The organism is Cupriavidus sp. MP-37 (assembly GCF_020618415.1).
GTDB lineage: Bacteria > Pseudomonadota > Gammaproteobacteria > Burkholderiales > Burkholderiaceae > Cupriavidus.
The window spans coordinates 86,551-112,946 of sequence record NZ_CP085345.1; the positions used below are offsets into that span (position 1 = coordinate 86,551).

The following is a 26,396-nucleotide window of genomic DNA, read 5'->3' on the forward strand; positions in this document are numbered from 1 at the left end:
CGGAGCGCCGCGCCGGCGCTCCCCTCGGAGGAGGTCCGCGTGATCCGTGCTTCTTACCTGTGCCTGACGGTTGCGTGCCTGGTGGCGGCTTGCGAGACGCCGCCGCAGCTGGCACCGCGCCCGGTGCCGCCGCCTGCCACCCGCATCACCGTCGACCCCCAGGCCATGTCACGGGCGGCATCGGCGGCCTGCGAGCCCGCGGTGGCGGAAGCGCTCCAGCGCCGCTATCCGCAACCGGGCAGCGTCATGCTGATGGCCGACCGCGAACAGTACTACCAGCGTCCCAACGCGCAGACCTCGGTCAACGGCGAAGGCGTGTTCGAGCCGGACGACAGCTCGTCCGCGATCGGCTTCCATTACGTCTGCCTGTACAACGCGCGCACCGGCAAGGTCGACGATGTCCAGATGCGGTACTGACCCGCGCAGCCGCTCCACCGAAAATACGCGGCGCCGAAGCGCGTAACTATTGCGCTAAATAGCGGTAATCGCGGCTTCCCATTTCCTTGACCTACCGGTCGAACGGCCATTAGCATAGCCACGCGCCGTTGCTAAGTTCGCATATAGAACTGTAGTTCTAATGGCGTAACATTAGCCGACTCTGAGACAAGGAAGTCATGAACAAGATCGCCGGGTTCTTCACCGAACTCATGCGCCGGTACCTGCCGGATCCCTTTGTGTTTGCCATCGGCCTGACGCTGCTGACCATGGCGCTGGCGGTGCTGGTGCAGGGGCAGGCGGCCCCGGCGGTGATCGCCAGCTGGGGCAAGGGCTTCTGGAACCTGCTGGCCTTCACCACGCAGATGGCCGTGATCCTGGCGATGGGCTACGTGCTGGCCACCGCGCCGCTGACCGACCGCATGCTCGACCGCATCGTCGGCGCCGTGCATACGCCGCGCACGGCCATCATCGTCGCCACGCTGGTGGGCGGCATCGGCAGCTACCTGAACTGGGGCTTCGGGCTGGTCATCGGCGGCATCATCGCGAAGAAGCTGGCGCTGAAGGTCCGCGGCGTGCATTACCCGCTGATCATCGCTTCGGCATACAGCGGCTTCACCCTCTACGGGCTGGGCCTCTCGGCCAGCATCCCGGTGCTGATCTCGACCCCGGGGCATCCGATGGAAAAGGCGATGGGGGTGATCCCGCTGTCAGAGACCATCTTCTCGACGCCGATGCTGCTGACCAGCCTGGCGGTGATCGTCACGCTGCCGCTGCTCAATGCCTGGCTGCACCCGCGCCATCCGGCCGAAGTGGTCGAGATCCGCCGCGAGCAGGAACCGGCCCGGGCCGACGCCGGCCCGGGACACAGCATCGGCGGCGAGAACACGCTGGCCGGGCGCCTGAACAACAGCCGCATCCTGAGCCTGGCGATCGGGCTGTGCGGCATGGCCTATGCCGTCATCTACTTCACCCAGGGCGGCTCGCTCGACCTGAACCTGATCAACTTCCTGATCCTGTTCGGCGGGGTGCTGCTGCTGGGCACGCCGGTCAACTACGTGGCCAAGCTCAACGAAGGCATCAAGACCATTTCCGGCATCATCCTGCAGTATCCGTTCTATGCGGGCATCATGGCGATCATGGCCGGCTCTGGGCTGGTGGATACCATCTCGCGCGTGTTCGTCGATATCGCCACGCCGCAGACGCTGCCGTTCTGGGGCCTGGTCAGTTCCTTCGTGATCAACTTCTTCGCGCCGTCCGGCGGCGGCCACTGGGTGATCCAGGGCCCGTTCATGGTCGACGCGGCCAAGGCCATCAACAGCTCGGTCAGCCAGACCTCGATGTCGGTGATGCTCGGCAACGCCTGGAACGACCTGGTGCAGCCGTTCTGGATCCTGCCCGCGCTGGCGCTGTCGAAGCTGAACCTGAAGGACGTGATGGGCTACACCGTGATCATGATGTTCTGGGTAGGCCTGATCTATATCGCTGCGATGCTGATGTGGGGCGCGCAGATTGCCTGACTTTGATGCCCGGCCGCAAGGCTGACAGGAGAAACGCATGCCGTACCTGATCGAAACCGTCGACAAGCCCGACCACCAGCACGTGCGCCAGGCCACCCGCGCCAGCCACCTGGACTACCTCGACGCCAACAAGGCGCTGCTGCTGGCCTGCGGCGCCAAGCTCAACGATGATGGCTCCGACGCCGGCGGCGGCGTCTATATCGTCGATGTCGACAGCCGCGAGGCCGCGCAGCGCTTTATCGACGCCGACCCGTTCGCCGCGGCGGGCCTGTTTGCCGAGGTGCGCATCGTGCGCTGGCGCAAGGCCTATCTCGACGGCACTTGCCGTCTGTAAAACGCGTCTGTAAACCGGGCCGCGCACGCTGCCCCATCGCCACCCAACTCCAGGAGACCCCATGCTGTTCATGGCCGAAATGACCGTCAGGATTCCCGCATCGCTCGACCCGCAATTCGTCGAGCAGCTCAAGGCCGATGAAAAGGCCATGTCGCAGCGCCTGCAGCGCGAAGGCAAGTGGCGCCACCTGTGGCGCGTGGTGGGCCAGTACGCCAACGTCAGCATCTTTGACGTCAGCGACAATGATGAACTGCATACCTTGCTGACCGCGCTGCCGCTGTACCCGTACATGGAGATCAAGGTCACGCCGCTGGCCCAGCACGGTTCCGCCATCGCGCAGAACTGAGCCGGACCGCTCCCGCCACGCCGCCCGTGATCCCTGACTGACCGACACCATGCCCTTCGCCGATCTTCCCGACGTCCGCCTGCACTACCGCCTCGATGGCGCCGAGCACCTGCCGGTGCTGGTGCTGTCCAACTCCCTCGGCACCAGCCTGGACATGTGGGCCCCGCAGGTGGATGCCTTCAGCCAGCATTTCCGTGTGCTGCGCTACGACACGCGCGGGCATGGCCAGTCATCGGTGCCGCCCGGTCCCTACAGCATCGCGCAACTGGGCGGCGACGTGATCGGGCTGCTCGACCATCTTGGCATCGGCCAGGCCAGCTTCTGCGGCCTGTCGATGGGCGGCATCACCGGCATGTGGCTGGCGCTGAACCATGCGCCGCGGCTGCGCAAGCTGGTGCTGTGCAATACCGCGGCGTATATCGGCCCGCCCGAAAACTGGACCAACCGTGCCGCGGCGGTCGAGCGCGACGGCATGGCGTCGATCGCCGCGGCGGTGGTCGACAAGTGGCTGACCCCGGCCTACGCGGCCGCGCATCCGGAACTGGTGGGGTCGCTGCGCGCCATGCTCGGCGCCAGCCCGGCCGCGGGCTATGCCGCCAACTGCCTGGCGGTGCGCGACGCCGACCTGCGCGCCGAGGTCGGCGGCATCGCCATGCCCACGCTGGTGATTGCCGGCTCGGGCGACCTGCCGACGCCGCCGCGCGATGGCGTGTATCTGGCGCAGACGATTCCCGGCGCGCACTACGTCGAGCTGGAAGCCGCGCATATCTCCAACCTGGAGCAGCCACAGGCCTTCGGCAAGGTCGTGCTCGATTTCCTGGCCCGCTGAGCCGCCCAGCCGCAGCCGGCCGGGTCTTTTCGTAGCCCGGCAGCGTGGCTTATCATGCACCCCTTTGCCGTTGTGCTTTGCCGTCGTGCTTCGCCGTCGTGCTTTGCAGTTAGTGCGCCCGGTCTCGGATCCCCGCATTCGAGGAATTGACAGGCCCGAAGCGCGCGGACAAGATGCCACGACAGATGCGCCTTCGGGACGACATGCCGGCAGTCATAGCCGAAATGCCCGGAGAACACGCAAGAACTTTGGGAATCGGGGTCATGAAGCCTATCCTTCGTCAACTGGCGGGCGCGGTCACGCTCGCCGTCATGCTGTCCGGCTGCGCTACCGGGCCCGACTATGCCGGCAACCCGGCGGCCGCCGAGCAGCCGCCCTCCGACCAGGCCATGAAGGCCTTGTCCGCCGAGGTCTTCACCTTTGCCTATCCGATGGTGCTGATGGACGTGACGCGCGAGCTGATGACGCTGCGCACGCCCGCCAACACCTTCAGCCACAAGCGCACCTTCCCGGATGCCACCTTCACCGATGTGGTCAGCCCCAATGCCGACACGCTGTACTCGTCGGCGTGGCTGGATCTGTCGCGCGAGCCGGTGATCCTGTCCGTGCCCGATACGCGCGGGCGCTATTACCTGATGCCGCTGATGGATGCCTGGACCAATGTGTTTGCCGCACCGGGCAAGCGCACCACCGGCACCCGCCGCGGCAACTTCGCCATCACCGGCCCTGACTGGCGCGGCACGCTGCCCAAGGGCATGCAGGAGATCCGCTCGCCCACCTCGATGGTCTGGCTGATCGGCCGCACCCAGGCCAGCGGCAAGCAGGACTTCGCGGCGGTGCACCGGCTGCAGGACCAGTACCGGCTGACGCCGCTGTCGGCCTGGGGCGGCGGCCGCCGCGTGCCGGACAAGGCCGCGGCGCGGCCCGCGCTGGACCCCAACAGCGCCCCGGTCGAGCAGGTGGCAGCCATGGATGCGCAGGCGTTCTTCACGCGCTTTGCCGCGCTGCTGCCGGCCAACCCGCCGGCGCCGGCCGACAGCGCGATGGTCGAGAAGATGCGCCGCATGGGCATCCGCCCGGGCGTGCCGTTCAAGACCACGGTGATGGAACCGTCCACCGCGCGGGCCGTGCAGGAAGGGGCCACGGCCGCGCTGGCGGCGATCGAGCAGGCGGCGCGCAAGGGCAATGCCGACGCCGGCAACGGCTGGGTCATGCATCGCGACCTGGGCACCTACGGCACCAGCTATGGCCGCCGCGCGGTCACGGCATGGGTAGGGCTGGGCGCCAACCTGCCGGAGGACGCGATCTACGCCTCGACCCGCACCGATGCCAACGGCAAGCCGCTGCAGGGCGGGGCGCGCTACGTGCTGCACTTCGACAAGCACCAGCTGCCGCCGGCGCGCGCGTTCTGGTCGCTGACGCTGTACAACGAGCGCCAGGCCTTTGTCCCGAACCCGATCCGGCGCTACGCCATCGGCAGCCGCGACCGCCTGCGCTACAACCGCGACGGCTCGCTCGACATCTACATCCAGCATGAACGCCCGGCCGGCGCCCGGGCCGCCAACTGGCTGCCGGCGCCGCCCGATGGCCTGAACATGATGCTGCGCGCGTACTGGCCGGAACAGGCGCTGCTCGACGGCACCTGGATGCCGCCGCCGGTGATGCGCGTGAACTGATCCGCCGGACGCCGCCAGGCAAACAGGCCGCATGCCCCGACGGGCATGCGGCCTGCTTTTTTACGCGGGGGCGGCTTGTCAGTGCGCGTGCGTGGCGCAGGCGGTGCAGGCGCCGGCCGCGTGCGGCGCTGGTGCGATGCCGGCAGCGGGAGTGCGCTCGACACGCTTCCACGCCGCGATTTCCGGCGCCGACAGGCGCTGGCGCAGCGCGCGGGCCGCGCTGACCATGTTGGCCAGCGCCGCTTCGGTTTCCTCCCAGCCGCGCGTCTTCAGCCCGCAGTCAGGATTGACCCACAGCCGCTGCGGCGGCACCACCTCGCAGGCGCGGTCCAGCAGCCGCTCCATCGCCTGCACCGACGGCACGCGCGGCGAGTGGATGTCATAGACGCCCGGGCCGATCTCGTTGGGGTAGTCGAAATCGCCGAAGCCCTCCAGCAGTTCCATCGCCGAGCGCGAGGTCTCGACGGTGATCACGTCCGCGTCCATCGCCGCGATCGCGGGCAGGATGTCGTTGAATTCGGCATAGCACATATGCGTATGGATCTGGGTCTGGTCCTGCACGCCGCTGGCCGACAGGCGGAACGCGGTCACGGCCCAGTCCAGATAGCTGTCCCAGTCGGCGCGGCGCAGCGGCAGCCCTTCGCGCAGCGCCGGTTCGTCGATCTGGATCACGCGGATGCCGGCCTGCTCGAGGTCGCACACCTCGTCGCGGATCGCCAGCGCCAGCTGGCGCGCGGTGGTGGCACGCGGCTGGTCGTCGCGCACGAAGGACCACTGCAGCATGGTGATGGGGCCGGTCAGCATGCCCTTCATCGGCCGCTCGGTCAGCGACTGCGCGTAGCGGGCCGTGTCGACCGTCATCGGTTCCGGGCGGTACACGTCGCCGTAGATCACCGGCGGCTTGACGCAGCGCGAGCCATAGCTCTGCACCCAGCCGTTCTCGGTGAAGCCGTAGCCGCACAGTTGCTCGCCGAAGTATTCGACCATGTCGTTGCGCTCGGCCTCGCCGTGCACCAGCACATCCAGCCCCAGCGCTTCCTGCTTGCGCACCGCCAGCGCGATCTCGGCGCGGATGCGCTCCAGGTATTCCAGCGCACCGATCTCGCCGCGCTTGAAGGCGGCCCGGGTTTGCCGGATCGCCGCGGTCTGCGGGAACGAGCCGATCGTGGTGGTCGGCAACAGCGGCAGCGCAAGCGCCGCGCGCTGGCGCTCGATGCGCTCGGCAAAGGGGCTGGCGCGGTGCGCCATTGCGTCAGTCACGCCAGCCAGGCGCTGCTGCACGCGCGGGTTAACCACGCGCCGCGAGCTCCGGCGCGATGCCTGTGCGGCGTCCGACGCGGCCAGCGCATCGGCGACGATCCCGTCGCCCTGGTTGAGCGCGCGTGCCAGTACCGACAGTTCGTCGAGCTTTTCGGTGGCGAAGGCGAGCCAGGACTTTAGCTCGGCATCGAGCCGCGACTCCTGCGCCAGCGACACCGGCACATGCAGCAGCGAGCACGACGGCGCCAGCCACAGGCGCTCGCCCAGCGCGCGGTGCAGCGGGCGCAGCAGGTCCAGCACGCGGCGCAGGTCGGTGCGCCAGATATTGCGGCCGTCGATCACGCCCAGCGACAGCACCGCATGGCCGGGCAGCGCGGCCTGCCATGCCGCCAGCTGGTCGGGGGCGCGCACCAGGTCGATGTGGAAGCCATCGACAGGCAAGGCCGCCGCGCGCTGCGCATGGTCGGCCGCGGTATCAAAGTAAGTCGCCAGCAACAGCTTCGGGCCGCCCTCACGCAGCGCGGCATAGGCGCGCTCGAAGGCATCGAGCCAGGCCGGTTCCAGATCCAGGCACAGCGCCGGCTCATCGATCTGCACCCATTCGATGCCGCGTGCCTTCAGCTGGCCCAGGATGCGGCGATACGCCTGCAGCAGCCGCGGCAGCAGCGACAGCCGGTCGAAGCCCGGCACATGGCTCTTCGACAGCCACAGGTAGGTGACCGGCCCGATCAGCGCCGGACGGGCGCGCAGCCCCAGCGCCAGCGCTTCATCGGTTTCCTCGAAGAACCATTGCGGCCCGCCGTCGAAGGTGGTGTCGGCGTCCAGCTCCGGGACCAGGTAGTGGTAGTTGGTGTCGAACCACTTGGTCATTTCCATCGCTGGCTGCTCGCGGTTGCCGCGCGCCAGCTCGAAATACTGCGCCAGCGTGAGTTGCGCCGGGTCGAAGCCGAAGCGGCGCGGCAGCGCGCCCAGCAGCGCGGTCAGGCTCAGCATCTGGTCGTAGTAGGCAAAGTCGCCGGTGGCGACGGTGTCCAGGCCGCGTTCGGCCTGCAGCTGCCAGTGGCGGCGGCGCAGCTGGGCGGCCACCTCGCGCAGCTCGGCTTCGGTGCGTTCGCCGCGCCAGAACGCTTCTTGCGCAAACTTCAGTTCGCGGCGCTCGCCGATGCGGGGAAAGCCGAGGATATGGGTGCGTGCCATGGTCTTGCTCCGGTAGAGGTCTGGCGCACAGTGTCGGTTTGCCCATAAAATGAATCAAGCGACAAGTTTTAAACAACGTATGAATCCATTTCATATCAAGACGGGAAGGCGGCAACGCGGGGGCCATGCATGATCGAAGTCCGCCATTTGCGTTCTCTGGTGGCGATTGCCGAATCGGGCAAGCTGGCGACCGCGGCCGAACGCGTGCATGTCAGCCAGTCAGCGCTGTCGCACCAGATCAAGGCGATCGAGTCGCACTACGGCCTGCCGTTGTTCGACCGCACGCGCCAGGGCCTGCGCTTCACGCCGGCGGGCGAGCGCCTGCTGGCACTGGCGCGCGAGGTGCTGGCCGCGGTCAGCGCGGCCGACCGCGATATCGAACGGCTCAAGGGCGACACCCGCGGCGAGTTGCGCGTGGTGCTGGAATGCCATACGTGCTTTGACTGGCTGATGCCGGTGATGGACGAATTCCGCCGGCGCTGGCCGGAAGTGGAGGTGGACCTGGTCGCGGGCTTCCATGCCGATCCGATTGCGCTGCTGCGCAACGGCCGCGCCGACATGGTGATCGGCTCGCAGCCGGCGGCGCCGCGCGGGCTGGAGGTGGCGCCGCTGTTCCGCTTCGAGATCCTCGCGGTCATCGCCAACGAACACCGGCTGCGCAACAAGCGCCGCATCGAGGCCGCCGACCTCGCCGGCGAAACCCTGATCACTTATCCGGTGCCCGAATCACGCATCGACCTGATCCGCGAGGTGCTCGAACCCGCCGGGATCCACCTGGAGCGGCGCACCGCCGAACTGACGGTGGCCGTGCTGCAACTGGTGGCCAGCCGCCGCGGCGTGGCGGCGCTGCCCAACTGGGGCGTCAAGAACTACGTCGACCACGACTACGTGCTGGCCAAGCGCATCGGTGCCAGGGGGCTGTGGAGCGAACTCTACGCGACCGTGCCGGCAGCGATGGCGCGGCGACCCTACGTGGCGGATTTTGTCGCGATCGTGCGGGATACCTGCGCGGCGCAGCTCGACGGCATCGAGCTGCTGGCGCCGGCAGCGTAGCGGCGCGCTGTCGGTTCAAGCGGTCAGCAACAGGTCGGCGGCGCTGTCGCGGCGCGTGGCGGCGCGCGGTGCCGGCTCGGCCACCGTGTCGTCGTCCGGATCGTCCACGTCAGCGACCAGCAGTTCGACGTCGAAGCCGTTATCGAGGCGGCGCAGGAACAACCACAGCAGGCCGGCGTCGTCTGCCGTCAGCGTGACATGCATCAGCGCCTGCGGGGCGGCGTCGAAGCGCATCTGCTGCGGCGCCAGTCCGGTACGGCGCGCATTGGCCAGCACCCATTCCATCGCGCCGAACAGGTCGGCGGGGGCGAGACGCAGCGAGAGGCGCAAGGTGGGAAGCGGGCGGGTGGCGGGCATGTGTCGTTTCCGGCAAGTCGATCTATACAGGTAAATTTACCAGCCGTGCCGCAGAATTGGCTTCCTGATTCTCTTCGAATCCCGTCGAGTATCAGGAGGATTTCCGCATATTGATAGAATGTGAAGGAGATTATTCTTTCGCTGAGGTATTTGATGGCACAGTCACCCAAACTCGACGAAACCGACCGCCGCATCCTGCGCGAACTGCGGCGCGATGGCCGCCTGTCCAATGCGCGGCTCGCCGAGCAGGTGGGGCTGTCGGCCACGCCGTGCTGGAATCGCGTGAGAGCGCTGGAAGAGAGTGGGGTCATCGAAGGCTACGCCGCGCTGCTGAACCAGAAGGCGTTGGGCTTGCCCGACACGGTGCTGATCGAAGTCACGCTGGAGCGGCACGACGACGACATGCTGTACCGCTTCGGCAAGGCCCTGGCGGAACTGCCGGAGGTGATGGAGGCCTACCTGCTGACCGGCGAATACGACTACCTGATCAAGGTGGCGGTGGCGGGCACGCAGGGTTATGAGGAGTTCCTGCGCCACAAGCTCTACAAGCTGCCCGGCCTGCGTCACAGCCGCTCGACCTTCGTGCTGCGCACGCTCAAGCGCGAGACTTCGGTCGAGCCGTGATCAGGCGGTCCGCAGCACCTCTGCGGTGGTATTGCGCAGCGCGCGCAACGCCTCGTTGCATTGCTGCGGCGTGGTGGGGTGCACCAGCACGGCCCAGCGGCCATGCTGCACCGCCTCGCGCACCGGCGTGATCACCAGCTGGTGGTCCGGCCGCGCGGTCATCAGGCCAGCCAGCAGCATGCCGAACATCACCCCCAGGAATATGGCCGCGCCGGCCGCCAGGCCCGGGCTCTGCATCACCGCGTTGATTTCCTGCCGGTGCAGGATGCCGACCACGGCGAGGCCGATCACGGCCCCCAGCGCCGCCATCATCAGGTGCGAGCGCACCGCGGTTTGGACGATACCGTCGTTCTCGGGCTCCAGCTTGCGGCCGAAATGGGCCTCATACGGGTGCACCAGCCGCACTTGCCCCCGCTTCAGGTGCGCCTCGTAGCAGACGCGCTCGGCGGCGCTGCTGGCCGCGAGCTTGGTGTCGAACAATGCTGCGATCCTGGTGCTGGCGGCCTCGGCATTCAATGGATTGGCTGTCATGGCGAACTCCTGCTGCGGCCGTGCCGCGAGGCGGGCACTGCGCACTGTTTCCGCGCCCGCCGGGCGACGACCCATGTCCTGTAAACCGAGTCTAGAGACCCGTTTGAAGCGGCTGCATAAGTCGACGGCGCTTGCGCTTGTAGGAATTGGCCGACCACCCCGAGCGCCAGTCCCGGCGGGGGAATTCCAGCGCGAACGCCCGATTCCGCTCATAATGTCGGCGGTGCCGGGCTGCGCCCCCGCCTTTTGACCAAGAATTCCGGTATGAACGACACAGAAATTGAGCTGATCGACTCGGCGCGCCTGCCGACGCGATTCGGCGACTTCACGGCGCACGCCTTCAAGGGCGCCGATTCAGGCATCGAGCACCTGGCCCTCAGCGTGGGCGATGTGGCGGGCGACAACGTGCTGATCCGCATGCATTCCGAATGCCTGACCGGTGACGTGTTCGGCTCTTGCCGCTGCGATTGCGGGCCGCAGCTCGAACTCGCCATGGAAAAGATCGTTGCCGAAGGCCGCGGCATCCTGTTGTACCTGCGCGGCCACGAAGGGCGCGGTATCGGCCTGGCCGAAAAGATCCGCGCCTACCGCCTGCAAGACGGCGGTCTCGACACCGTCGACGCCAACCTGGCCCTGGGCCAGGCCATCGACGCCCGCAACTATGCCTTTGCCGCCGACCTGCTGCACCAGTGGGGCGTCAAGTCCGTGCGCCTGATGAGCAACAACCCGCTCAAGGCCGCCGCGCTCGAGAAGGCAGGCATTACCGTTTCGGAGCAACTGCGCCATATCGTGCCGTCGAACGCCGAAAACGAGAAATACCTGGCGACCAAGCGCACGCGGATGGGGCATCTGCTGGACTGAAACCGCTGTCGCCGACGGCCGCCCGGCTTTTTTCCCCCAAACCGCCCATGTTCTGGACACTCGCCGCGACTGCAGTGCTGGTGGCCAGCCAAGTTGCGTCGGGCTGGTGGGTGGCGGTGCTGGCAGTCGTGATCTGGGCTGGCGGAATGCTATTGCTCGTTCTGGCAGGCCTGTGCCGTGGCGGCGCTGAGGGTAAGCCGCTTCCGGTCTCGTCGGATACCCCAGAGTCGTGTGACAAGGCGCTCCGCGTCGCGGGGCAGCCCTCTGGGCCGTGCCTGATACACGGTTCAGCGCCGCCCGGGACGGCAGCCGCAACACTGCACGCTGCCCCTCAGGGCAATGGCTGGCACCTATCCCTCGACGTTCTCGGCATTTCGTTCAACGAACGCTGGCCGCGTACGGATATCTGCATCACCCGCGAATACTTCCTGCGTAGTGGCGACCGCCTGCTGCTGCGCTACGCGCCACGGGGCGCGACGCCCGCCGGGCAATCATGGCATTGCGACATCTCGGGACGCTGGTGCGACGGCGGAATGCCGCGTCGGGAGGTCCAGGTGAGCGCCACGCGCTTCGTGTGCATCCCCATACCGCATGACGGTGTCTACGAGATCGGCGTGGGCCAGGGCGACCCGTCCGGGACTGAACACGGCCAGATCGAGGCATGGCTGGAAACGGACTCACCCGACCGCCTGGCGCAAAGCAACGAGCCACAACAAGAGAGCGGCGCCAGATGGCATTGCGACGCAGCAGGGCAATGGCGCGTCGAGATTGTCCACGAGTCTACGGCGCTGGACCGCGCCGCGATGCCTGCCCGGCAGGAAGAGTGGGTGCCGCCTAGCGCGGTGGTGCTGTTCGACCCGCGACATCAAGCCTGGGACGAAGCCGGCATCGCCGACCCGACCACGGACTGGGAGGCCGAGCGGCGCCACGTCTTCCGCTACTACTTGCAGTTATGCCGGGGCGATGTGCTGGCCATCGAATATGCCTGGCGCCCGGCGAGGTTCGGTGTGCCGATGGACGACGGCAACAGTATTTCCTTTACAAACGGGGAGCTTGAGCTGACTCAGTTCGTCCGATCGCCGACGCTGCTAAGCGTGCATACCGGATGGAGCGAGGCCACCGAGGAAACGTCCAGGGTCATGATGGTGACCTGTCCTGACGACGGCTTCTTTCAGATCGAACTCACGCTCTACGGGCCAGCGGCATGGCGGACCAAGCGTTCACCGGAATTTCTGGAACTGCGTGTCCTGGGCGTGCAGCTGCGCCGCCCGGCGCAGGTACGCGATTTCAGTCTGGTCGACGCCTCGGTAGAAGATTGGTATCGGCGTACGGTGCCAGTGCCGCGCCATGCGCTGGCCCGGCGTGGCCCGTATTCCGACACGCAGCAAGCCTCCGACGCCCAGGCTTGATCAGATGCGCGGCGCGCTCGTGGGCCCTGAAATTACTTGATTATATAGTTGCCAACGGAAACTATTGCCCATAGAATCCATCCGCCGCCCCACCGCCTGCTGCCATGTCCAACACCCCCAGCTCCACCCACTCGATCCTCGAATTCATGTCGTTCCGCCTGAACCGGCTCTGCGAAATGACCAAGAACTCGGCCTCCGGCTTCTACGAGCGGGAATTCGGCATCGGGCTGCGCGAACTGCGTGTGCTGCGTTTCGCCGGGCTGGAGCCGGGGTTGACGCTGACGCGCTTGATGGAACTGGTGCTGCTGGAAAAAACGGTGACATCGAAGCTGGTCACCGCGCTGGCCAAGCGCGGCCTGCTGCGTCGTGAAGTGGGCGAAGCCGATGCCCGGCAGTTGAACCTCTACCTGACGCCGGCCGGCGAAGCCCTGGTGGCGCAGACCTACCAGCGCGGCGACATGCTGGAAAAGATGTTCCTGTCGGTGCTGAGCGAGGCTGAAGTGAAGACGCTGGATCGCTGTATCGACAAGCTCACCCGAGCCCTGATCGCACATCAGCAAGGCGCGGAGGCACCGGCGGACTGAGGCAAGGGCGGCGACCACCCTGACCAAAACAAGGCAAGGAGACAGCATGTTGTTGAAGCCCCATCGGAAATCCCCGCGGCCATGGCGCCGCCTGGCGGGCGTGGCCCTGTTCGCGGCGAGCCTGCCGGCGTGGAGCCAGCCCGCCGCCAGCGCAGCCGGCGCTGCGCCACCGGCTGCCGTTCCGGCGACGACGGTGAGCGCGGCACTGGCCACCGACCCGAACCTGCTGGGCTGGATGCAGGGCTTTCCGCCGCCGCCGGACAAGCTGATCCTGCATGTGCCGGGGGGCAACAAGTTTCCGCGCAATCGCTGGCTGTTTTCGCACGTGCGCGAGCTGGTGCCGACCGCCTCGGTATGGCGCGGTGCCGGCCCGGTCAGCGTGCTGCCGCGCGCGGAACAGGCCATCGGCGCGATCCCGTTCACCGATGCCGACGGTACGCGCCGCACCTTCGACGAGATGCTGGCGCTGACCTATACCGACGGCATCCTGGTGATGCACCAGGGCAAGGTCATCTACGAGCGCTATTTCGGCGCGCTCGACAGCCATACGCCGCACATCGCGATGTCGGTGACCAAGTCGTTCGTCGGCACGCTGGCCGCGATGCTGGCGGCAGAGGGCAAGCTCGACCCGGCCGCGCCGGTGACGCGCTACCTGCCGGAGATGGCCGGTACCGCGTATGGCGATGCCACGGTGCGGCAGGTCATGGACATGACCATCGGCGTACGCTACTCCGAGGACTATGCCGATCCCAAGGCCGAGGTGTGGGACTACGCGCGCGCCGGCGGCATGCTGGCCCGTCCGGCCAACTACAACGGCCCCGGCACCTTCTATGACTTCCTGAAGACGCTGCAGAAGGACGGCGGCCACGATGCCGCGTTTGCCTACAAGACCGTCAATGCCGAGGTGCTGGCGTGGATCGTGCGCCGCGCCTCGGGCCAGTCGCTGGCAAAGCTGCTGTCCGAGCGGATCTGGCAGCCGATGGGCGCCGAGCAGGATGCGTATTTCACCGTCGACAGCATCGGCACCGAGTCCGGCGGCGGCGGCTTGAACACCACGCTGCGCGATCTCGCGCGCTTTGGCGAGACCATCCGCGGCAACGGGCGCTTCAATGGCAAGCAGATTATCCCTGCGTCGGTGGTGGCCGATATCCGCCGCGGCGGCAGCCGCGAGCTGTTTGCCAGGTCCGGCAGCGCGGCGGTGTTGCCGGGCTGGAGCTATCGCGACATGTGGTGGGTCTCGCACGACAGCCACGGCATGTTCCAGGCCGCCGGCATCCATGGCCAGCGCATCTACATCGACCCGCAGGCCGAGCTGACCATCGTGCGGTACGCCTCGCACCCCGTGGCCGGCAATGGGGCCAACAACGCGATCACGTTCCGGGCCTTCAGGGCGGTGGCGGATGCGCTGTCGCGCTAGCGCGGCGCAGCGGGGCGGGGCCCGGATGCGGAATCTCCGTTGCCCCGCTCATTCAGCCTTGATGCTCTGCTCGCGGATAACCTTGGCATAGCGTGTGGTATCGCGTGCCATCACGGACGCAAACGCCTCTGGCGTACTGCCCGACGGCACTGCACCCTGCTCGACCAGCGTCTGCTTCACCTTCGGATCGGCCAGGGCGGTGCGCACGTCCTGCGCAATCTTGCCGACGATGGCCGGCGGCGTGCCGGCGGGGGCCAGCATGCCTATCCACGAGATCGACTCGTAGCCCGGCAGCCCGGCTTCGGCCACGGTCGGCACGTCTGGCATGAGCGGCGCGCGCTTGCTGCTTGTCACGGCCACGGGCTTGAGCTTGCCGCCCTTGATCAGCCCCATGGTTTCGTAGAGGGTGGCAAAGGCGTAGTTCACATGTCCCGCCATCACGTCCGCCACGGCAGGGCCGCCGCCCTTGTAGGCAACGTGCAGCATGTCGACGCCGGCCTGGCGCGCAAAGATGGCGCCGGCAAGGTGCATCGAGCTTCCGCTGCCGGAGCTGCCGTAGCTGACCTTGCCCGGCTCGCGCTTGCCCGCCGCGATGGCCAGCGGCACGGTATTGGCGGCGTTGGCGCTGGCGGTCACCATGACCAGCGGCAGTTCGGCGACCAGCGACACCGGTGCGAAATCCTTGACAGCGTTGTACGGCACCGTCTTGTACAGCGTAGGATTGATCGAATGCGTACCGATGTTGCCCATCAGCAGGGTGTAACCGTCGGGCTTCGCCCGCGCCACGTAAGCACTGCCGATCTGGCCCGCAGCGCCTGGCTTGTTCTCGATGATGACGGCGTGGCCCCACAGTTCGGTCAGGCGCTGTGCGATCAGCCGTGCGCCGGTGTCGGTGCCGCCGCCAGGAGGGAAGGGCACGACGATGGTGACCGGCCGCTCGGGATAAGCGCCGGCTTGTGCCGGCTGCGGGGCGACGGCAACCACAGCCGCCATGGCCAGCAGGCTTGGTGCAAGCAGTGAAACGGCGTGGGCGGACGGAACGCGGTATGGCATGGGTGTCTCCTGGGAAATTCATGTGGCGCTCTTGGCTGGCGCCTGTTCGATGAAGCGATGGTCGTGGGCGAGGACGGGCGGGGCCTATGCCAGCACGGTGTCGGGCGGGCGCTGACCGGCCAGAGCGGCGCGGAGATTGGCCAGCACGATCAAGCCCATCGCGTCGCGGGTTTCCCAGGTGGCGCTGGCGCGATGGGGCTGGACGACGACGTTGTCCATCTGCAGCAGCGCGGCGGGCACGGCGGGTTCGTCGGCGAAGACATCCAGTCCGGCACCGCCGATGCGACCGGATGCCAGCGCACGCACCAGTTCCGGCTCGTCCACCAGCCTGCCGCGCGCCACATTGATCAGTACGCCATCCTTGCCGAGCGCGTCCAGCACGGCGGCATCGACCACCGGCTTGGCGCCATCGGCGGACGCGGCCAGGACCAGGGCGTCGCAGTTGGCGGCCAGCGTAACGATGTCCGGCATGAAGGTGTAGGGCACGTCGGCGAAGGCGCGCAGGTCGGTGTACGACACCGGGCAGTCGAACGCCGCCGCGCGCACGGCAATCGCCCGGCCCACGCGGCCGAGGCCGACGATGCCGACGCGTTTGCCGCTGAAGCGATGGGCCAGCGGCAGCGGCGCCGTCCCCCACTGGCCGGCGCGCACATAGCGCTCGGCCTGCGTCAGGCGGCGGTACACGGCGATCAGCAGGCAGAGCGCCTGGTCGGCGACGTCAGCGGTCAGCACGTTGGGCGTGGTGGTCACGTGGATGCCGCGCTCGCGTGCATAGGGCAGGTCCACCGCGTCGGTGCCGACGCCCGATACCGCCACGATCTTCAGGGCCGGCAAGCGCTGCATCTGGGCTGCCTTGAGGCCGAGCGAGCCGCCGGTGACGACCGCCTCGATGCGCGGGCCGATCTCGTCGAGCAACGCGTCGGGGGTGGTGGTCCCATACAGGCGGTGAATCTCGTAGTCGGCCTGCAGCCTGGTTTCCAGGCTGGGCACGACCGGCTGTGTCAGGAGAATGGCGCGTTTCACTGGCGAGCATGAAGTCGGGTTGGAATGGGCCGAGTATAGGAACGCGATCAATGCATGTCTAAACTATAATTTGCAACGATCAATCCAATAATTGGCATGATTCATGGTCCCCGACCTTAACCAGTTGCGCTGCTTTATCGCCGTGGGCGAAGAGCTGCATTTCGGCCGTGCAGCCGCCAGGCTGTTCATGACCCAGTCGCCGTTGAGCCGGCAGATCCGGCTGCTGGAGGAGACACTCGGCGTGCGGCTGTTCGACCGCAACAGCCGCGCGGTGCGGCTTACCGCCGCCGGCGCCGCGCTGCTCGACGACGCCCGGCGCCTGCTCGCGCTGGCCGGACACGCGGTCGACACCGCGCGCCGGATCGACAAAGGCGTGAGCGGCAAGGTGCGGATCGGCTTTACCGCGGTAGCGGGCTACGATCTGGTGCCAAACCTCATCGCCAAGGCCGGCGAGGCGCTGCCGGAGATCGAGGCGACCCTGCACGAAATGGTCACGGTCGCACAGGTCGGCGCGCTGCAAGCGGGCACCATCGACCTCGGCTTCATGCGGCCGATCGCTGACATGGAACCGGGACTGCAATGGCGCCTGGCAGTCAGCGAGCCGCTGCAACTGGCAATTCCGGCGGGACACCCGCTGGCGCAGCGCAAGCAAATCGGAAGCAAGGACCTGGCGGGCTTGCCGTTCATCCAGTACTCCGCTACCGAGGGCAAGTATTTTCACGACCTCATCGGTTCGGTGCTGGCGGGCACGGCCAGGCCGCCGCGTGTGGTCCAGCAGATGAGCCAGACCCACAGCGTGATCGCGCTGGTCCGCGCGGGCCTTGGCGTGGCGCTGGTGCCGGCGTCGGCGCGCGACCTTCATTTCCCGCACGTGCTGTTCCGGCCGATCTGGCGCGATGACGTGCGGGCGGAATTGCATCTGATCTGGCGAGAGCCGACGCATAACCCGGCGTGCCGCGTGTTCGCGGACTTTGCGGCCGCGTACCTGGAACGGCGGGCGGAACAGGCTGGTCGCGCTGCGGCTCGGCAAGGCGGCTAGCAGCGGGCCACAAACCGGTTGCTATCTGCGCACGTTGGTACGCCTTCGGGTTTCTCCTGTGTCCGCGCGTTAGCGCCGCTCCGGCTCGAGGTCAGCGATGCCGCACTGGCATGACGTGGACGAGGTCCAGGTCGAGGTGGACGCATACAGTCAAGCCGATGCTGACACGCAGCCGCTGGGGTCCGGACAACATCAGTCGCAACGGCGTGGCGCTCACATCGGTCAGTATCAGCGTGGCAAGCGTAATCTCGCCGAGTTGCCGAACCTCCGCCACCTGAGCGCGAAACTCGCCCGCACGCCCGGGCTCCCGGTCGAGCACCGTGATGCCCTCGCCCGGGATCACCCAGCTGACTGGTTGTCCGGGGGGGATCCGGCCCTTATCCCGAACCCTGAGCAGCGGCCCCGGGTCGGGACCCGTGCCGGGCTGCCAACGCAGCCAGCCCCAGCCTGGCTCGTCGGCCGGGCCCACCCACAGCCCCCGGAAATGATTATGTATGCCCACCAGATCGGCCACGCGGGCGTTGCGCGGGGAACGGTGGATGGCACCGGGCGAGCCTTGCTGCAGCACCTGGCCGGCATCCATGACCACCAGCCGGTCGGCCAGCATTCGTGCCTCGTTCAGGTCGTGCGTTACCAGCACGATAGGGATGGACAGGTCGCGCCGGAGATCGGCCAGCAACCGGTACAGGGCCTGGCGGCTCATCTGGTCGACTGCCGAGAACGGTTCGTCGAGCAGCAGAAGGCGCGGCTCCCGCGCCAGCGCGCGGGCCACCGCGACGCGCTGTTGCTGGCCTCCGGAGAGCGCGGCCGGCCGGCGCGATTGCTGCGCCGACGTGAGGTGCATATGCTCCAGCCATTTGCGGGCCTGCGCCAGCCGTTCGCGACGCGGCAGGTGCAGCAGCGACAGCGCGACATTGTCCTGTGCGCTCAGGTGCGGCATCAGGGCATAGTGCTGGAAGACCAGTCCCACGTGGCGGCGCTGTGGCGGCAGGCAGATGCCGCGCGCGATGTCACACCAGGTTTCCCCACCCACGGTCACACGACCGCGCTCCGGCCGCATCAGTCCTGCGATCACGCGCAGCATCGAAGTCTTGCCAGCGCCGGACGGCCCCACCAACGCCAGCAGTTCGCCTGGCTCGCACCGGAAAGCGCCCACCAGCGCCATGGGCTGGGTCTGCGCGATATCGACGTCCAGCGCCAGGTCGCCGGGCAAGGAGGACGATGCGCTCATCGCTTGCCGCTCAGTCGTGCGGATGCAAATAACGACGCGCCTACGGCACCGAAGGACAGCACCAGCAACAGCAAGGCCATGCGATTCGCGCCGCCGAGGTCGAAGGCCTGTACGCGGTCGTAGATGGCGATCGCAATCGTCTTGGTTTCGCCCGGAATGCTGCCGCCAATCATCAGCACCACGCCAAATTCGCCCAAGGTATGCACGAAGGTCAGCACCATGGCCGACAGCACACCCGGCCACGCCAGCGGCAGCTCGATGCGAAAGAACGTTTGCCATGCACCGAGCCCGCTGACGGCCGCCGCCTCGGCGAGTTGTCGCGGGATCGCTTCGAAGGCGCGCTGCACCGGCTGCACCAGGAACGGCACGTTGAAGACGACTGACGCCAGCACCAGGCCAAGGAAATTAAACGTCAGGCGGAGATCGAAGTTCTGCGCCACCCAGCGACCCAGCGGCGAGGCGCCGCCAAGGGATACCAGCAAGTAATAGCCGAGCACGGTGGGTGGCAATACCAGCGGCAGGACGACCAGCGCCTCGATCCACGCCTTGGCGCGGAAGTCCGTGTAGGCCAGCCAGCGACCCAGCCACAGGCCTGCGGGCAGCAGCACGATCAGGGTGACTGCCGCCAGCTCCAGCGATAGCTTCAGTGCCTGCCAATCCATGGGGGCATCACCATCTCATTGCTGTTGCGGCATCGAGAAACCATAGCGCGTCATGATTTCCTGCGCTGGCGGTGTAGCGATGTAATCATAGAACGCGCGCGCGGCTGGCGGTGCATCCTTGACCAGGACCATGCGTTGCCTCAGCGGCTGGTGCCACGCCTCCGGTATCAGGGCGAACGTGCCAAGCTTTGCCACCGACGGCGCCTTGGCCAGCGACAAGGCAATGATGCCGCCGTCGGTCGAGCCGGACGTAGCGAACTGAGCCGTCTGCGAGATATTTTCGCCGAGCACCAGTTTCGGCTGGACCGCTTGCCAGAGGCCGGCATGCTGCAGCGCTTCCCTGGCGCGCGCGCCATAGGGCGCGTGCTCCGGATTGGCAATGGCGAATTTCCGCAGTCTGCCGTCCTTCAACGCCGAGCCGAGATCTTTGAGTTCGCCGTCGGCTTTCAACGGTGAGCCATGTGGCACGATCACACCGATGCGGCCAACCGCGTACAGTCGACCACGGTCCACGGTCTTGCCCGTATCGGCGAGGCGGAACACGAAATCCTCATCAGCCGACATGTACAGGTGAAACGGCGCGCCTTGCAGGATCTGCGAATAGAAGTTGCCGGAAGACCCAAAGACCAGCTTCAGCTTCTGTCCGGTCTCGCGCTCAAAGCGCGCAGCAACCTCTTCGATGGCGAACTTGAGGTCGGAGGCGGCAGCCACGGTCGGCAGCGACTGCGCACGCAGCGGTGCCAGCGGTGCGATGGCAAGCAATGCAGGAACGAGCGACAAGGCAAGGCGGCGGCGAGGCATGGGCATGGGATGTCCTGGTTTGCTGATCAGTCTGGCGATATCTTTTGTGAGCGATATCGATACCGGAGTATATCGCAACCCGACCCTAAGACTCGCTGTGACCAGGCGGCGGCTGCGCTGCGGATCCCGGCAATCGATACGAATTCGTTTCCAACCTGATAGACTGTATGGATGTACAGTGGTCCGGGTGTCTCCCGGCATTCCCTTAACGTCCTGATCCGAAAGAGAAATCGTGTCGAGCAAGCAGCTAATCCGCATTCGCGGCGCCCGCCAGCACAACCTCAAGGATGTCGATCTCGACCTGCGTCCCGGCGAGATGACCGTGGTGACGGGGCCGTCCGGCTCCGGCAAGTCCAGCCTGGTGTTCGACACGCTCTATGCCGAAGGCCAGCGCCGCTACGTCGAGACCTTCAGCGCCTACGCCCGCCAGTTCCTGGACCGGATGGACCGGCCCCAGGTCGAGCGCGTCGATGGCGTGCCTCCAGCCATTGCCATCGACCAGACCAACCCGGTGCGCAGCTCGCGTTCGACGGTCGGCACCATGACCGAGCTGAACGACCACCTGAAGCTGCTGTACGCGCGTGCGGCGGAGCTGTTCGACAAGCAGACCGCGCAGCCGGTGCGCCATGACTCGCCCGAAACCATCTACGCCGAGCTGGTCGCGCGCACCGCCGCCGGCCAGCCGCACCACGACGCCCGGCTGGTGGTGACGTTCCCGGTGGAACTGCCGGAATCGGCTACCGACGAGGAAGTCCAGCAGTGGCTGTCGGTCAGCGGCTATACGCGCGTGCAGGCGCAGCGCGTGGTGCAGTCGCCCACCGGCGCGCGCAAGCTGCTCGACGTGGTCGCGGACCGCTTCCGCATCGGCAATGCCGAGAAAGTCCGCGTGGTCGAGGCCATCGAAGCCTCGCTGAAGCGGGGCGGCGGGCGCGTCAACATCTACGTGCTGGGCGACGGCGACGACAGCGTGGTGTGGCGCTACTCGACCGGCCTGCACAGCCCGGACAGCGACCTGCGCTATGCCGATCCGCAGCCCGCGCTGTTTTCCTTCAACTCGGCCTACGGCGCCTGCGAAACCTGCCGCGGCTTCGGCCGCGTGATCGGCGTAGACCTGGGCCTGGTGATCCCCGACGCGCGCAAGACGCTGCGCGGCGGCGCGATCAAGCCGATGCAGACGCCGGCCTGGAAGGAATGCCAGGACGACCTGATGCGCTATGCCGGCAAGGCCGGGATCCCGCGCGACACGCCCTGGTCGGAGCTGACCGAGGCCGAGCGCGACTGGGTCATCCATGGCTCGCCGGACTGGAACGGGCAGTGGAACAAGCAGTGGTACGGCGTGATGCGGTTCTTCAACTACCTCGAGTCGAAGGCCTACAAGATGCACATCCGCGTGCTGCTGTCGAAGTACCGCAGCTACACGCCGTGCGAAACCTGCGGCGGCGCGCGCCTGAAGACCGAATCGCTGCTGTGGCGCCTGGGCTCGAAGGACAATGCCGACGCCGTGCTGGCGCCGCCGCGCCGCTTCCTGCCGCGCGGCGTCGACTGGGACCGCGCGCAGCTGGAAGCGCTGCCGGGCCTGACCGTGCATGACCTGATGCTGCTGCCGATCGAACGGATCCGGCGCTTCTTCGACGCGCTGTCGCTGCCCAGCGCGATGCTCGACGATGCCCTCAAGCTGCTGCTGGCCGAGGTGCGCACGCGCCTGAAATACCTGTGCGACGTGGGCCTGGGCTACCTGACGCTGGACCGCCAGAGCCGCACGCTGTCCGGCGGCGAGGTGCAGCGCATCAACCTGACCACGGCGCTGGGCACGTCGCTGGTCAACACGCTGTTCGTGCTGGACGAGCCCAGCATCGGCCTGCACCCGCGCGACCTGAACCGCATCGTCGAAGCCATGCACCGGCTGCGCGACGCGGGCAATACGCTGGTGGTGGTGGAGCATGACCCGTCGGTGATGCTGGCCGCCGACCGCCTGATCGACATGGGCCCGGGCCCCGGCGAGCGCGGCGGCAACATCATCTTCGACGGCACGCCGGCGGCGATCCGCCAGGCCGGCACGCTCACCGGCGACTACCTGGGCGGGCGCCGGCGCGTCGCCGATGCGTCGCACTGGCAACGCCGCCCGGTCGATGAGAAGCAGCCGCGCATCGTGCTGGCGGGCGCGAGCGAGCACAACCTGCAGGACGTCACGGTCGAGATCCCGTTGCAGCGGCTGGTGTGCGTGACCGGCGTGTCAGGCTCGGGCAAGTCCACGCTGCTGCAGGATGTGCTGTATCCCGCCATGGCGCGGCACTTCGGCAAGGCCACCGAGTCTCCGGGCGCGTTCCGCGAGCTGAGCGGGGCGGAGCTGGTCGACGACGTGGTCTTCGTCGACCAGTCGCCGATCGGCAAGACCGCACGCTCCAACCCGGCCAGCTATGTCGGCGCCTTCGACGAGATCCGCAAGCTTTTCGCCAAGGCCCCGCTGGCGCTGCAGCGCAGCTATACCGCCGGCACCTTCAGCTTCAACTCCGGCGACGGGCGCTGCCCGACCTGTGGCGGCTCCGGCTTCGAGCACGTCGAGATGCAGTTCCTCAGCGACGTCTACCTGCGCTGCCCGGACTGCGACGGCACCCGCTACCGTCCGGAAGTGCTGGAGGTGAAGATCGAGCGCGCCGCGCCCGGCCAGCCGCCACGCCTGCTCAGCATCGCCGACGTGCTGGAACTGACCGTCAGCGAGGCCGCGGCCTGCTTTGCCGGCGACGCGGCGGTGCTGCGCGTGCTGCAGCCGATTGTCGATGTCGGGCTGGAATACATGAAGCTGGGACAGCCGGTGCCGACGCTGTCGGGCGGCGAGGCGCAGCGGCTCAAGCTGGCCGGCTTCCTCGCCGAAGCCGCGCAGGCGACGCCGTCGCGGACCCGGCCCAGCACTCTGCCGCGCCGGCTGTTCATGTTCGACGAGCCCACCACGGGCCTGCATTTCGACGACATCGCCAAGCTGATGCAGGCCTTCGGCAAGCTGCTCGATGGCGGCCATTCGCTGATCGTGATCGAGCACAACCTAGACGTGATCCGCGCCGCCGACTGGCTGATCGACCTCGGTCCCGAGGGCGGCGACGCGGGCGGGCGCGTGGTCTGCACCGGCACGCCGGAGGACGTAAAGCGTTGCGCCGAGTCGCACACCGGCCAGGCGCTGATCCACTATGACGCGGCGCTCGGGGAAGCCGGCACGCTGGCAGCCGAACGCGCCGAACGCGTCGATAGCGAAGGCGTGCCGCTGCAGGCCGCGCTGCAGGCGCGGCGCGCGCGCCGCGAGGTGGAAGGCGAGGACGTGGTGCGCATCGTCAATGCGCACGAGCACAACCTGAAGGCGCTCAACGTCGACATCCCGCATGGCAAGTTCAACGTGGTCACCGGCGTGTCGGGTTCCGGCAAGTCGACGCTGGCGTTCGACATCCTGTTCCACGAGGGGCAGCGCCGCTACCTGGAATCGCTCAACGCCTATGCGCGTTCGATCGTGCAGCCCGCGGGCCGGCCCGAAGTGGATGCGGTCTACGGCATCCCGCCGACAGTGGCGATCGAGCAGCGGCTGTCACGCGGCGGCCGCAAGAGCACGGTCGCGACCACCTCCGAGGTCTGGCATTTCCTGCGCCTGCTGTACGTCAAGCTGGGCATCCAGCACTGCGTGCACGACGGCGCGCCGGTGACGTCGCAGAGTCCCGAGTCGATCGCCGCACAGCTGCTTCGTGACCATCGCGGCCAGCACGTGGGGCTGCTGGCGCCGCTGGTGGTCAACCGCAAGGGGGTCTACACCGACCTGGCCAAGTGGGCCAAGGCGCGCGGCAATACGCACCTGCGTGTCGACGGCGAATTCCTGCCGGTGGACCCGTGGCCGCGGCTGGACCGCTTCCGCGAGCACACCATCGAACTGCCCGTCGGCGACCTGGTGGTGTCGGCCGAGAACGAGGCCGAGCTGCGCGCGCTGCTGGCGCAGACGCTCGAGGCCGGCAAGGGCGTGATGCACCTGCTCGCGCCGCTGGACGGCCTCGACCACGCCATGCACAACGGCGGCACCGCGCACGTGGGCGAGGTCAAGGTGTTCTCGACCAAGCGCGCCTGCCCGCAATGCGGCACCAGCTATCCGGAGCTGGACCCGCGCATGTTCTCGTACAACAGCAAGCATGGCTGGTGCACCACCTGCGTCGGCACCGGGCTGGCGCTGACGCGCGAGCAGCGCGCGGCCTTCGACGACACCGTGCTGGCCGATGACAACCGCGGCCGCGAACAGAGCCTGCCGTCGGAAGAGCAGGAGCCCGAAGGCGTGGTCGACACGCCGTGCCCGGACTGCCACGGCACGCGCCTGAACCCGGTGGCGCGCGCGGTGACCTTCGACGAAAACGCGATTGTCGACGTGGCGCAGTGGACCGTGTCCGACACCCGCCGCTGGGTCGACGGCCTGCGCCTGGCCGGGCGCGATGCCGAGATCGCGCGCGACGTGGTCAGCGAGATCGGCAGCCGCCTGCAGTTCCTGGAAGAGGTGGGGCTGGGCTACCTGAGCCTGGACCGTGCCGCGCCCAGCCTGTCCGGCGGCGAGGCGCAGCGCATCCGCCTGGCGGCGCAGCTCGGCAGCAACCTGCAGGGCGTGTGCTACGTGCTGGACGAGCCCACCATCGGCCTGCATCCGCGCGACAACCAGATCCTGCTGGATGCGCTGCGCAAGCTGGGCGACAAGGGCAATACGCTGGTGGTGGTGGAGCATGACGAAGACACCATCCGCCGCGCCGACCACATCATCGACATCGGCCCGGGCGCGGGCAAGCGCGGCGGCACGCTGGTGGCGCAGGGCGGCGTGGCCGAGCTGGCGGCGGCGACGGCCTCCACCACCGGCCAGTTCCTGGCCAACCCGATCGTCCATCCGCTGCAGCCGCGGCGCACGGTCAGGCCCGGCGCCGCGGGCAAGCCGGCGCAACCGCCGGAATGGCTGACGGTGCACGGTGCCTCGCTGCACAACCTGCGCAACGTGACCGCACGCCTGCCGCTGTCGCGGCTGGTGGCGATCACCGGGGTGTCGGGCTCGGGCAAGTCGACGCTGGCGCGCGATGTGCTGATGACCAACCTGCTCGATGCGGTGGGCCGCTCGGTGCTGTCGTCGCCGGCGACGCGGCGCGCGCGCAATGCGGCGAAGGGTGAGAACGGGGCGGGCAAGGCCGCCGCCAGGAAGCCGCTCAACGTCCAGCACAGCTGGCATGGCTGCGAGGCGATTACCGGCTGGGAAACGATCGACCGCGTGCTGGAAGTGGACCAGACCCCGATCGGCAAGACCCCGCGCTCGTGCCCGGCGACCTATATCGGCGTGTGGGACACCATCCGCCGGCTGTTCGCCGATACGCTGGAAGCGCGCGCACGCGGCTACACCGCCTCGCGCTTCTCGTTCAATACCGGCGACGGGCGCTGCCCGGCGTGCGAAGGGCAGGGGGTGCGCACCATCGGCATGAGCTTCCTGCCGGACGTGAAGGTGCCGTGCGACGTCTGCCACGGGCAGCGCTTCAACCCCGAGACCCTGGCGGTGACCTGGCGCGGCAAGAATATCGGCGAAGTGCTGACCATGGAGATCGACGAGGCGGTGGAATTCTTCTCGGCGATGTCGAACATCGCCCATCCGCTGCAGCTGATGAAGGATGTGGGCCTGGGCTACCTGACGCTGGGCCAGCCGTCGCCGACGCTTTCCGGCGGCGAGGCGCAGCGCATCAAGCTGGTCACCGAGCTGAGCAAGGTGCGCGACGACATCACGCGCCGGGGCCAGAAGGCGCCGCATACGCTGTACGTGCTCGACGAGCCGACCGTGGGCCTGCACATGGCCGACGTGGCGCGCCTGATCCGCGTGCTGCACCGGCTTGCCGACGGCGGCCACAGCGTGGTGGTGATCGAGCACGACCTCGACGTGATTGCCGAGGCCGACTGGATCATCGATCTCGGCCCGGAGGGCGGCGCGGGCGGCGGCACCATTGTCGGCGCGGCCGATCCCGAAGCGCTGTCGCGCAACCGCGCCAGCCATACGGGTGCGGCGCTGGTGCCGGTGCTGGCGCGGGGCAACGCCGACGCGGGCAGGGTGGGCATCGCCTGAGGCAGGAGGGAGGCAGGCGTGAGGCGGGCGTGCCCCCGGCGCGCGGCGACG

At 67.8% G+C, this 26,396-nt stretch carries 22 protein-coding genes; 14 read left to right on the forward strand and 8 right to left on the reverse strand.

Translation table 11 applies throughout. The features are described from left to right. The first annotated feature begins 39 nt into the window (after positions 1–39). The 6 genes from LIN44_RS17020 to LIN44_RS17045 all read left to right on the forward strand — a co-directional run bounded on the left by LIN44_RS17020 (position 40) and on the right by LIN44_RS17045 (position 5,140). Positions 40–417, forward strand: coding sequence for a short-chain fatty acid transporter (locus LIN44_RS17020; protein ID WP_115682639.1), 378 nt, complete (start codon positions 40–42; stop codon positions 415–417). A gap of 197 nt (positions 418–614) precedes the next feature. After that, positions 615–1,955: a short-chain fatty acid transporter gene (locus LIN44_RS17025; protein ID WP_092315622.1), complete on the forward strand. Its 1,341-nt coding sequence runs from the start codon at positions 615–617 to the stop codon at positions 1,953–1,955. A 37-nt stretch (positions 1,956–1,992) separates the two neighbouring features. Then, complete coding sequence (locus tag LIN44_RS17030) at positions 1,993–2,289, forward strand: YciI family protein (RefSeq protein WP_092315624.1); 297 nt, start codon at positions 1,993–1,995, stop codon at positions 2,287–2,289. Between the two features lie 61 nt (positions 2,290–2,350). Then, the gene (gene catC / locus LIN44_RS17035) at positions 2,351–2,635 is read left to right on the forward strand and encodes a muconolactone Delta-isomerase (protein WP_092315626.1); all 285 of its coding nucleotides are present in this window, start codon (positions 2,351–2,353) and stop codon (positions 2,633–2,635) included. 49 nt (positions 2,636–2,684) lie between these two features. Then, on the forward strand, positions 2,685–3,464 hold the full coding sequence (gene pcaD / locus LIN44_RS17040; RefSeq protein WP_227315456.1) for a 3-oxoadipate enol-lactonase: 780 nt from the start codon (positions 2,685–2,687) through the stop codon (positions 3,462–3,464). A 263-nt stretch (positions 3,465–3,727) separates the two neighbouring features. After that, entirely contained in the window at positions 3,728–5,140 is a 1,413-nt protein-coding gene (locus LIN44_RS17045; protein WP_227315457.1) for a DUF1254 domain-containing protein, read from the forward strand. Positions 5,141–5,218: 78 nt separating this feature from the next. On the opposite strand, the gene metE is transcribed toward LIN44_RS17045, so the two are convergent. Next, entirely contained in the window at positions 5,219–7,597 is a 2,379-nt protein-coding gene (gene metE, locus LIN44_RS17050; RefSeq protein ID WP_227315458.1) for a 5-methyltetrahydropteroyltriglutamate--homocysteine S-methyltransferase, read from the reverse strand. Positions 7,598–7,726: 129 nt separating this feature from the next. On the opposite strand from metE, the gene LIN44_RS17055 reads away from it, so the two are divergent. Next, positions 7,727–8,650, forward strand: coding sequence for a LysR family transcriptional regulator (locus tag LIN44_RS17055; RefSeq protein ID WP_227315459.1), 924 nt, complete (start codon positions 7,727–7,729; stop codon positions 8,648–8,650). Between the two features lie 15 nt (positions 8,651–8,665). Here the strand turns inward: LIN44_RS17055 and LIN44_RS17060 are convergent, their stop codons facing one another. Beyond that, positions 8,666–9,007, reverse strand: coding sequence for an AsnC family transcriptional regulator (locus LIN44_RS17060; RefSeq protein WP_227315460.1), 342 nt, complete (start codon positions 9,005–9,007; stop codon positions 8,666–8,668). A 153-nt stretch (positions 9,008–9,160) separates the two neighbouring features. Between LIN44_RS17060 and LIN44_RS17065 the strand changes: the two genes are divergently transcribed. Next, positions 9,161–9,631, forward strand: a complete 471-nt coding sequence (locus tag LIN44_RS17065) for an Lrp/AsnC family transcriptional regulator (protein ID WP_018007195.1) — start codon at positions 9,161–9,163, stop codon at positions 9,629–9,631. Here LIN44_RS17065 and LIN44_RS17070 read toward each other — a convergent pair whose 3' ends face one another. After that, positions 9,632–10,162 carry a riboflavin biosynthesis protein RibA gene (locus tag LIN44_RS17070; protein ID WP_227315461.1) on the reverse strand — a complete coding sequence of 177 codons (531 nt, stop codon included), beginning with the start codon at positions 10,160–10,162 and terminating at the stop codon, positions 9,632–9,634. Between the two features lie 264 nt (positions 10,163–10,426). Between LIN44_RS17070 and ribA the strand changes: the two genes are divergently transcribed. The 4 genes from ribA to LIN44_RS17090 all read left to right on the forward strand — a co-directional run bounded on the left by ribA (position 10,427) and on the right by LIN44_RS17090 (position 14,433). Further along, positions 10,427–11,023, forward strand: a complete 597-nt coding sequence (gene ribA / locus LIN44_RS17075) for a GTP cyclohydrolase II (RefSeq protein ID WP_227315462.1) — start codon at positions 10,427–10,429, stop codon at positions 11,021–11,023. Positions 11,024–11,070: 47 nt separating this feature from the next. Further along, the gene (locus tag LIN44_RS17080; RefSeq protein ID WP_227315463.1) at positions 11,071–12,432 is read left to right on the forward strand and encodes a hypothetical protein; all 1,362 of its coding nucleotides are present in this window, start codon (positions 11,071–11,073) and stop codon (positions 12,430–12,432) included. Between the two features lie 104 nt (positions 12,433–12,536). After that, positions 12,537–13,016 (forward strand): MarR family winged helix-turn-helix transcriptional regulator, encoded by a 480-nt coding sequence (locus LIN44_RS17085; protein ID WP_227315464.1) that lies wholly within the window; start codon positions 12,537–12,539, stop codon positions 13,014–13,016. 46 nt (positions 13,017–13,062) lie between these two features. Beyond that, the gene (locus LIN44_RS17090; protein ID WP_227315465.1) at positions 13,063–14,433 is read left to right on the forward strand and encodes a serine hydrolase; all 1,371 of its coding nucleotides are present in this window, start codon (positions 13,063–13,065) and stop codon (positions 14,431–14,433) included. Positions 14,434–14,481: 48 nt separating this feature from the next. On the opposite strand, the gene LIN44_RS17095 is transcribed toward LIN44_RS17090, so the two are convergent. Further along, a complete protein-coding gene (locus tag LIN44_RS17095) occupies positions 14,482–15,486 on the reverse strand; it encodes a tripartite tricarboxylate transporter substrate binding protein (RefSeq protein ID WP_227315466.1) in 1,005 nt (334 codons plus the stop codon). Positions 15,487–15,570: 84 nt separating this feature from the next. Further along, on the reverse strand, positions 15,571–16,557 hold the full coding sequence (locus tag LIN44_RS17100; RefSeq protein WP_370641758.1) for a 2-hydroxyacid dehydrogenase: 987 nt from the start codon (positions 16,555–16,557) through the stop codon (positions 15,571–15,573). Between the two features lie 55 nt (positions 16,558–16,612). Here LIN44_RS17100 and LIN44_RS17105 point away from each other — a divergent pair, with 55 nt between their 5' ends. Continuing rightward, entirely contained in the window at positions 16,613–17,548 is a 936-nt protein-coding gene (locus LIN44_RS17105; protein WP_227315468.1) for a LysR family transcriptional regulator, read from the forward strand. A gap of 91 nt (positions 17,549–17,639) precedes the next feature. Here LIN44_RS17105 and LIN44_RS17110 read toward each other — a convergent pair whose 3' ends face one another. The 3 genes from LIN44_RS17110 to modA are packed head-to-tail and all read right to left on the reverse strand — an operon-like array spanning position 17,640 to position 20,248. Further along, on the reverse strand, positions 17,640–18,779 hold the full coding sequence (locus LIN44_RS17110; protein ID WP_227315469.1) for an ABC transporter ATP-binding protein: 1,140 nt from the start codon (positions 18,777–18,779) through the stop codon (positions 17,640–17,642). After that, positions 18,776–19,441: a molybdate ABC transporter permease subunit gene (modB, locus tag LIN44_RS17115; protein WP_227315470.1), complete on the reverse strand. Its 666-nt coding sequence runs from the start codon at positions 19,439–19,441 to the stop codon at positions 18,776–18,778. The genes LIN44_RS17110 and modB overlap by 4 nt, the downstream gene beginning before the upstream one ends. 15 nt (positions 19,442–19,456) lie before the next feature. After that, positions 19,457–20,248, reverse strand: a complete 792-nt coding sequence (gene modA, locus LIN44_RS17120) for a molybdate ABC transporter substrate-binding protein (RefSeq protein ID WP_227315471.1) — start codon at positions 20,246–20,248, stop codon at positions 19,457–19,459. A gap of 226 nt (positions 20,249–20,474) precedes the next feature. On the opposite strand from modA, the gene uvrA reads away from it, so the two are divergent. Beyond that, complete coding sequence (gene uvrA / locus LIN44_RS17125) at positions 20,475–26,345, forward strand: excinuclease ABC subunit UvrA (RefSeq protein ID WP_227315472.1); 5,871 nt, start codon at positions 20,475–20,477, stop codon at positions 26,343–26,345. Positions 26,346–26,396 lie beyond the last annotated feature (51 nt).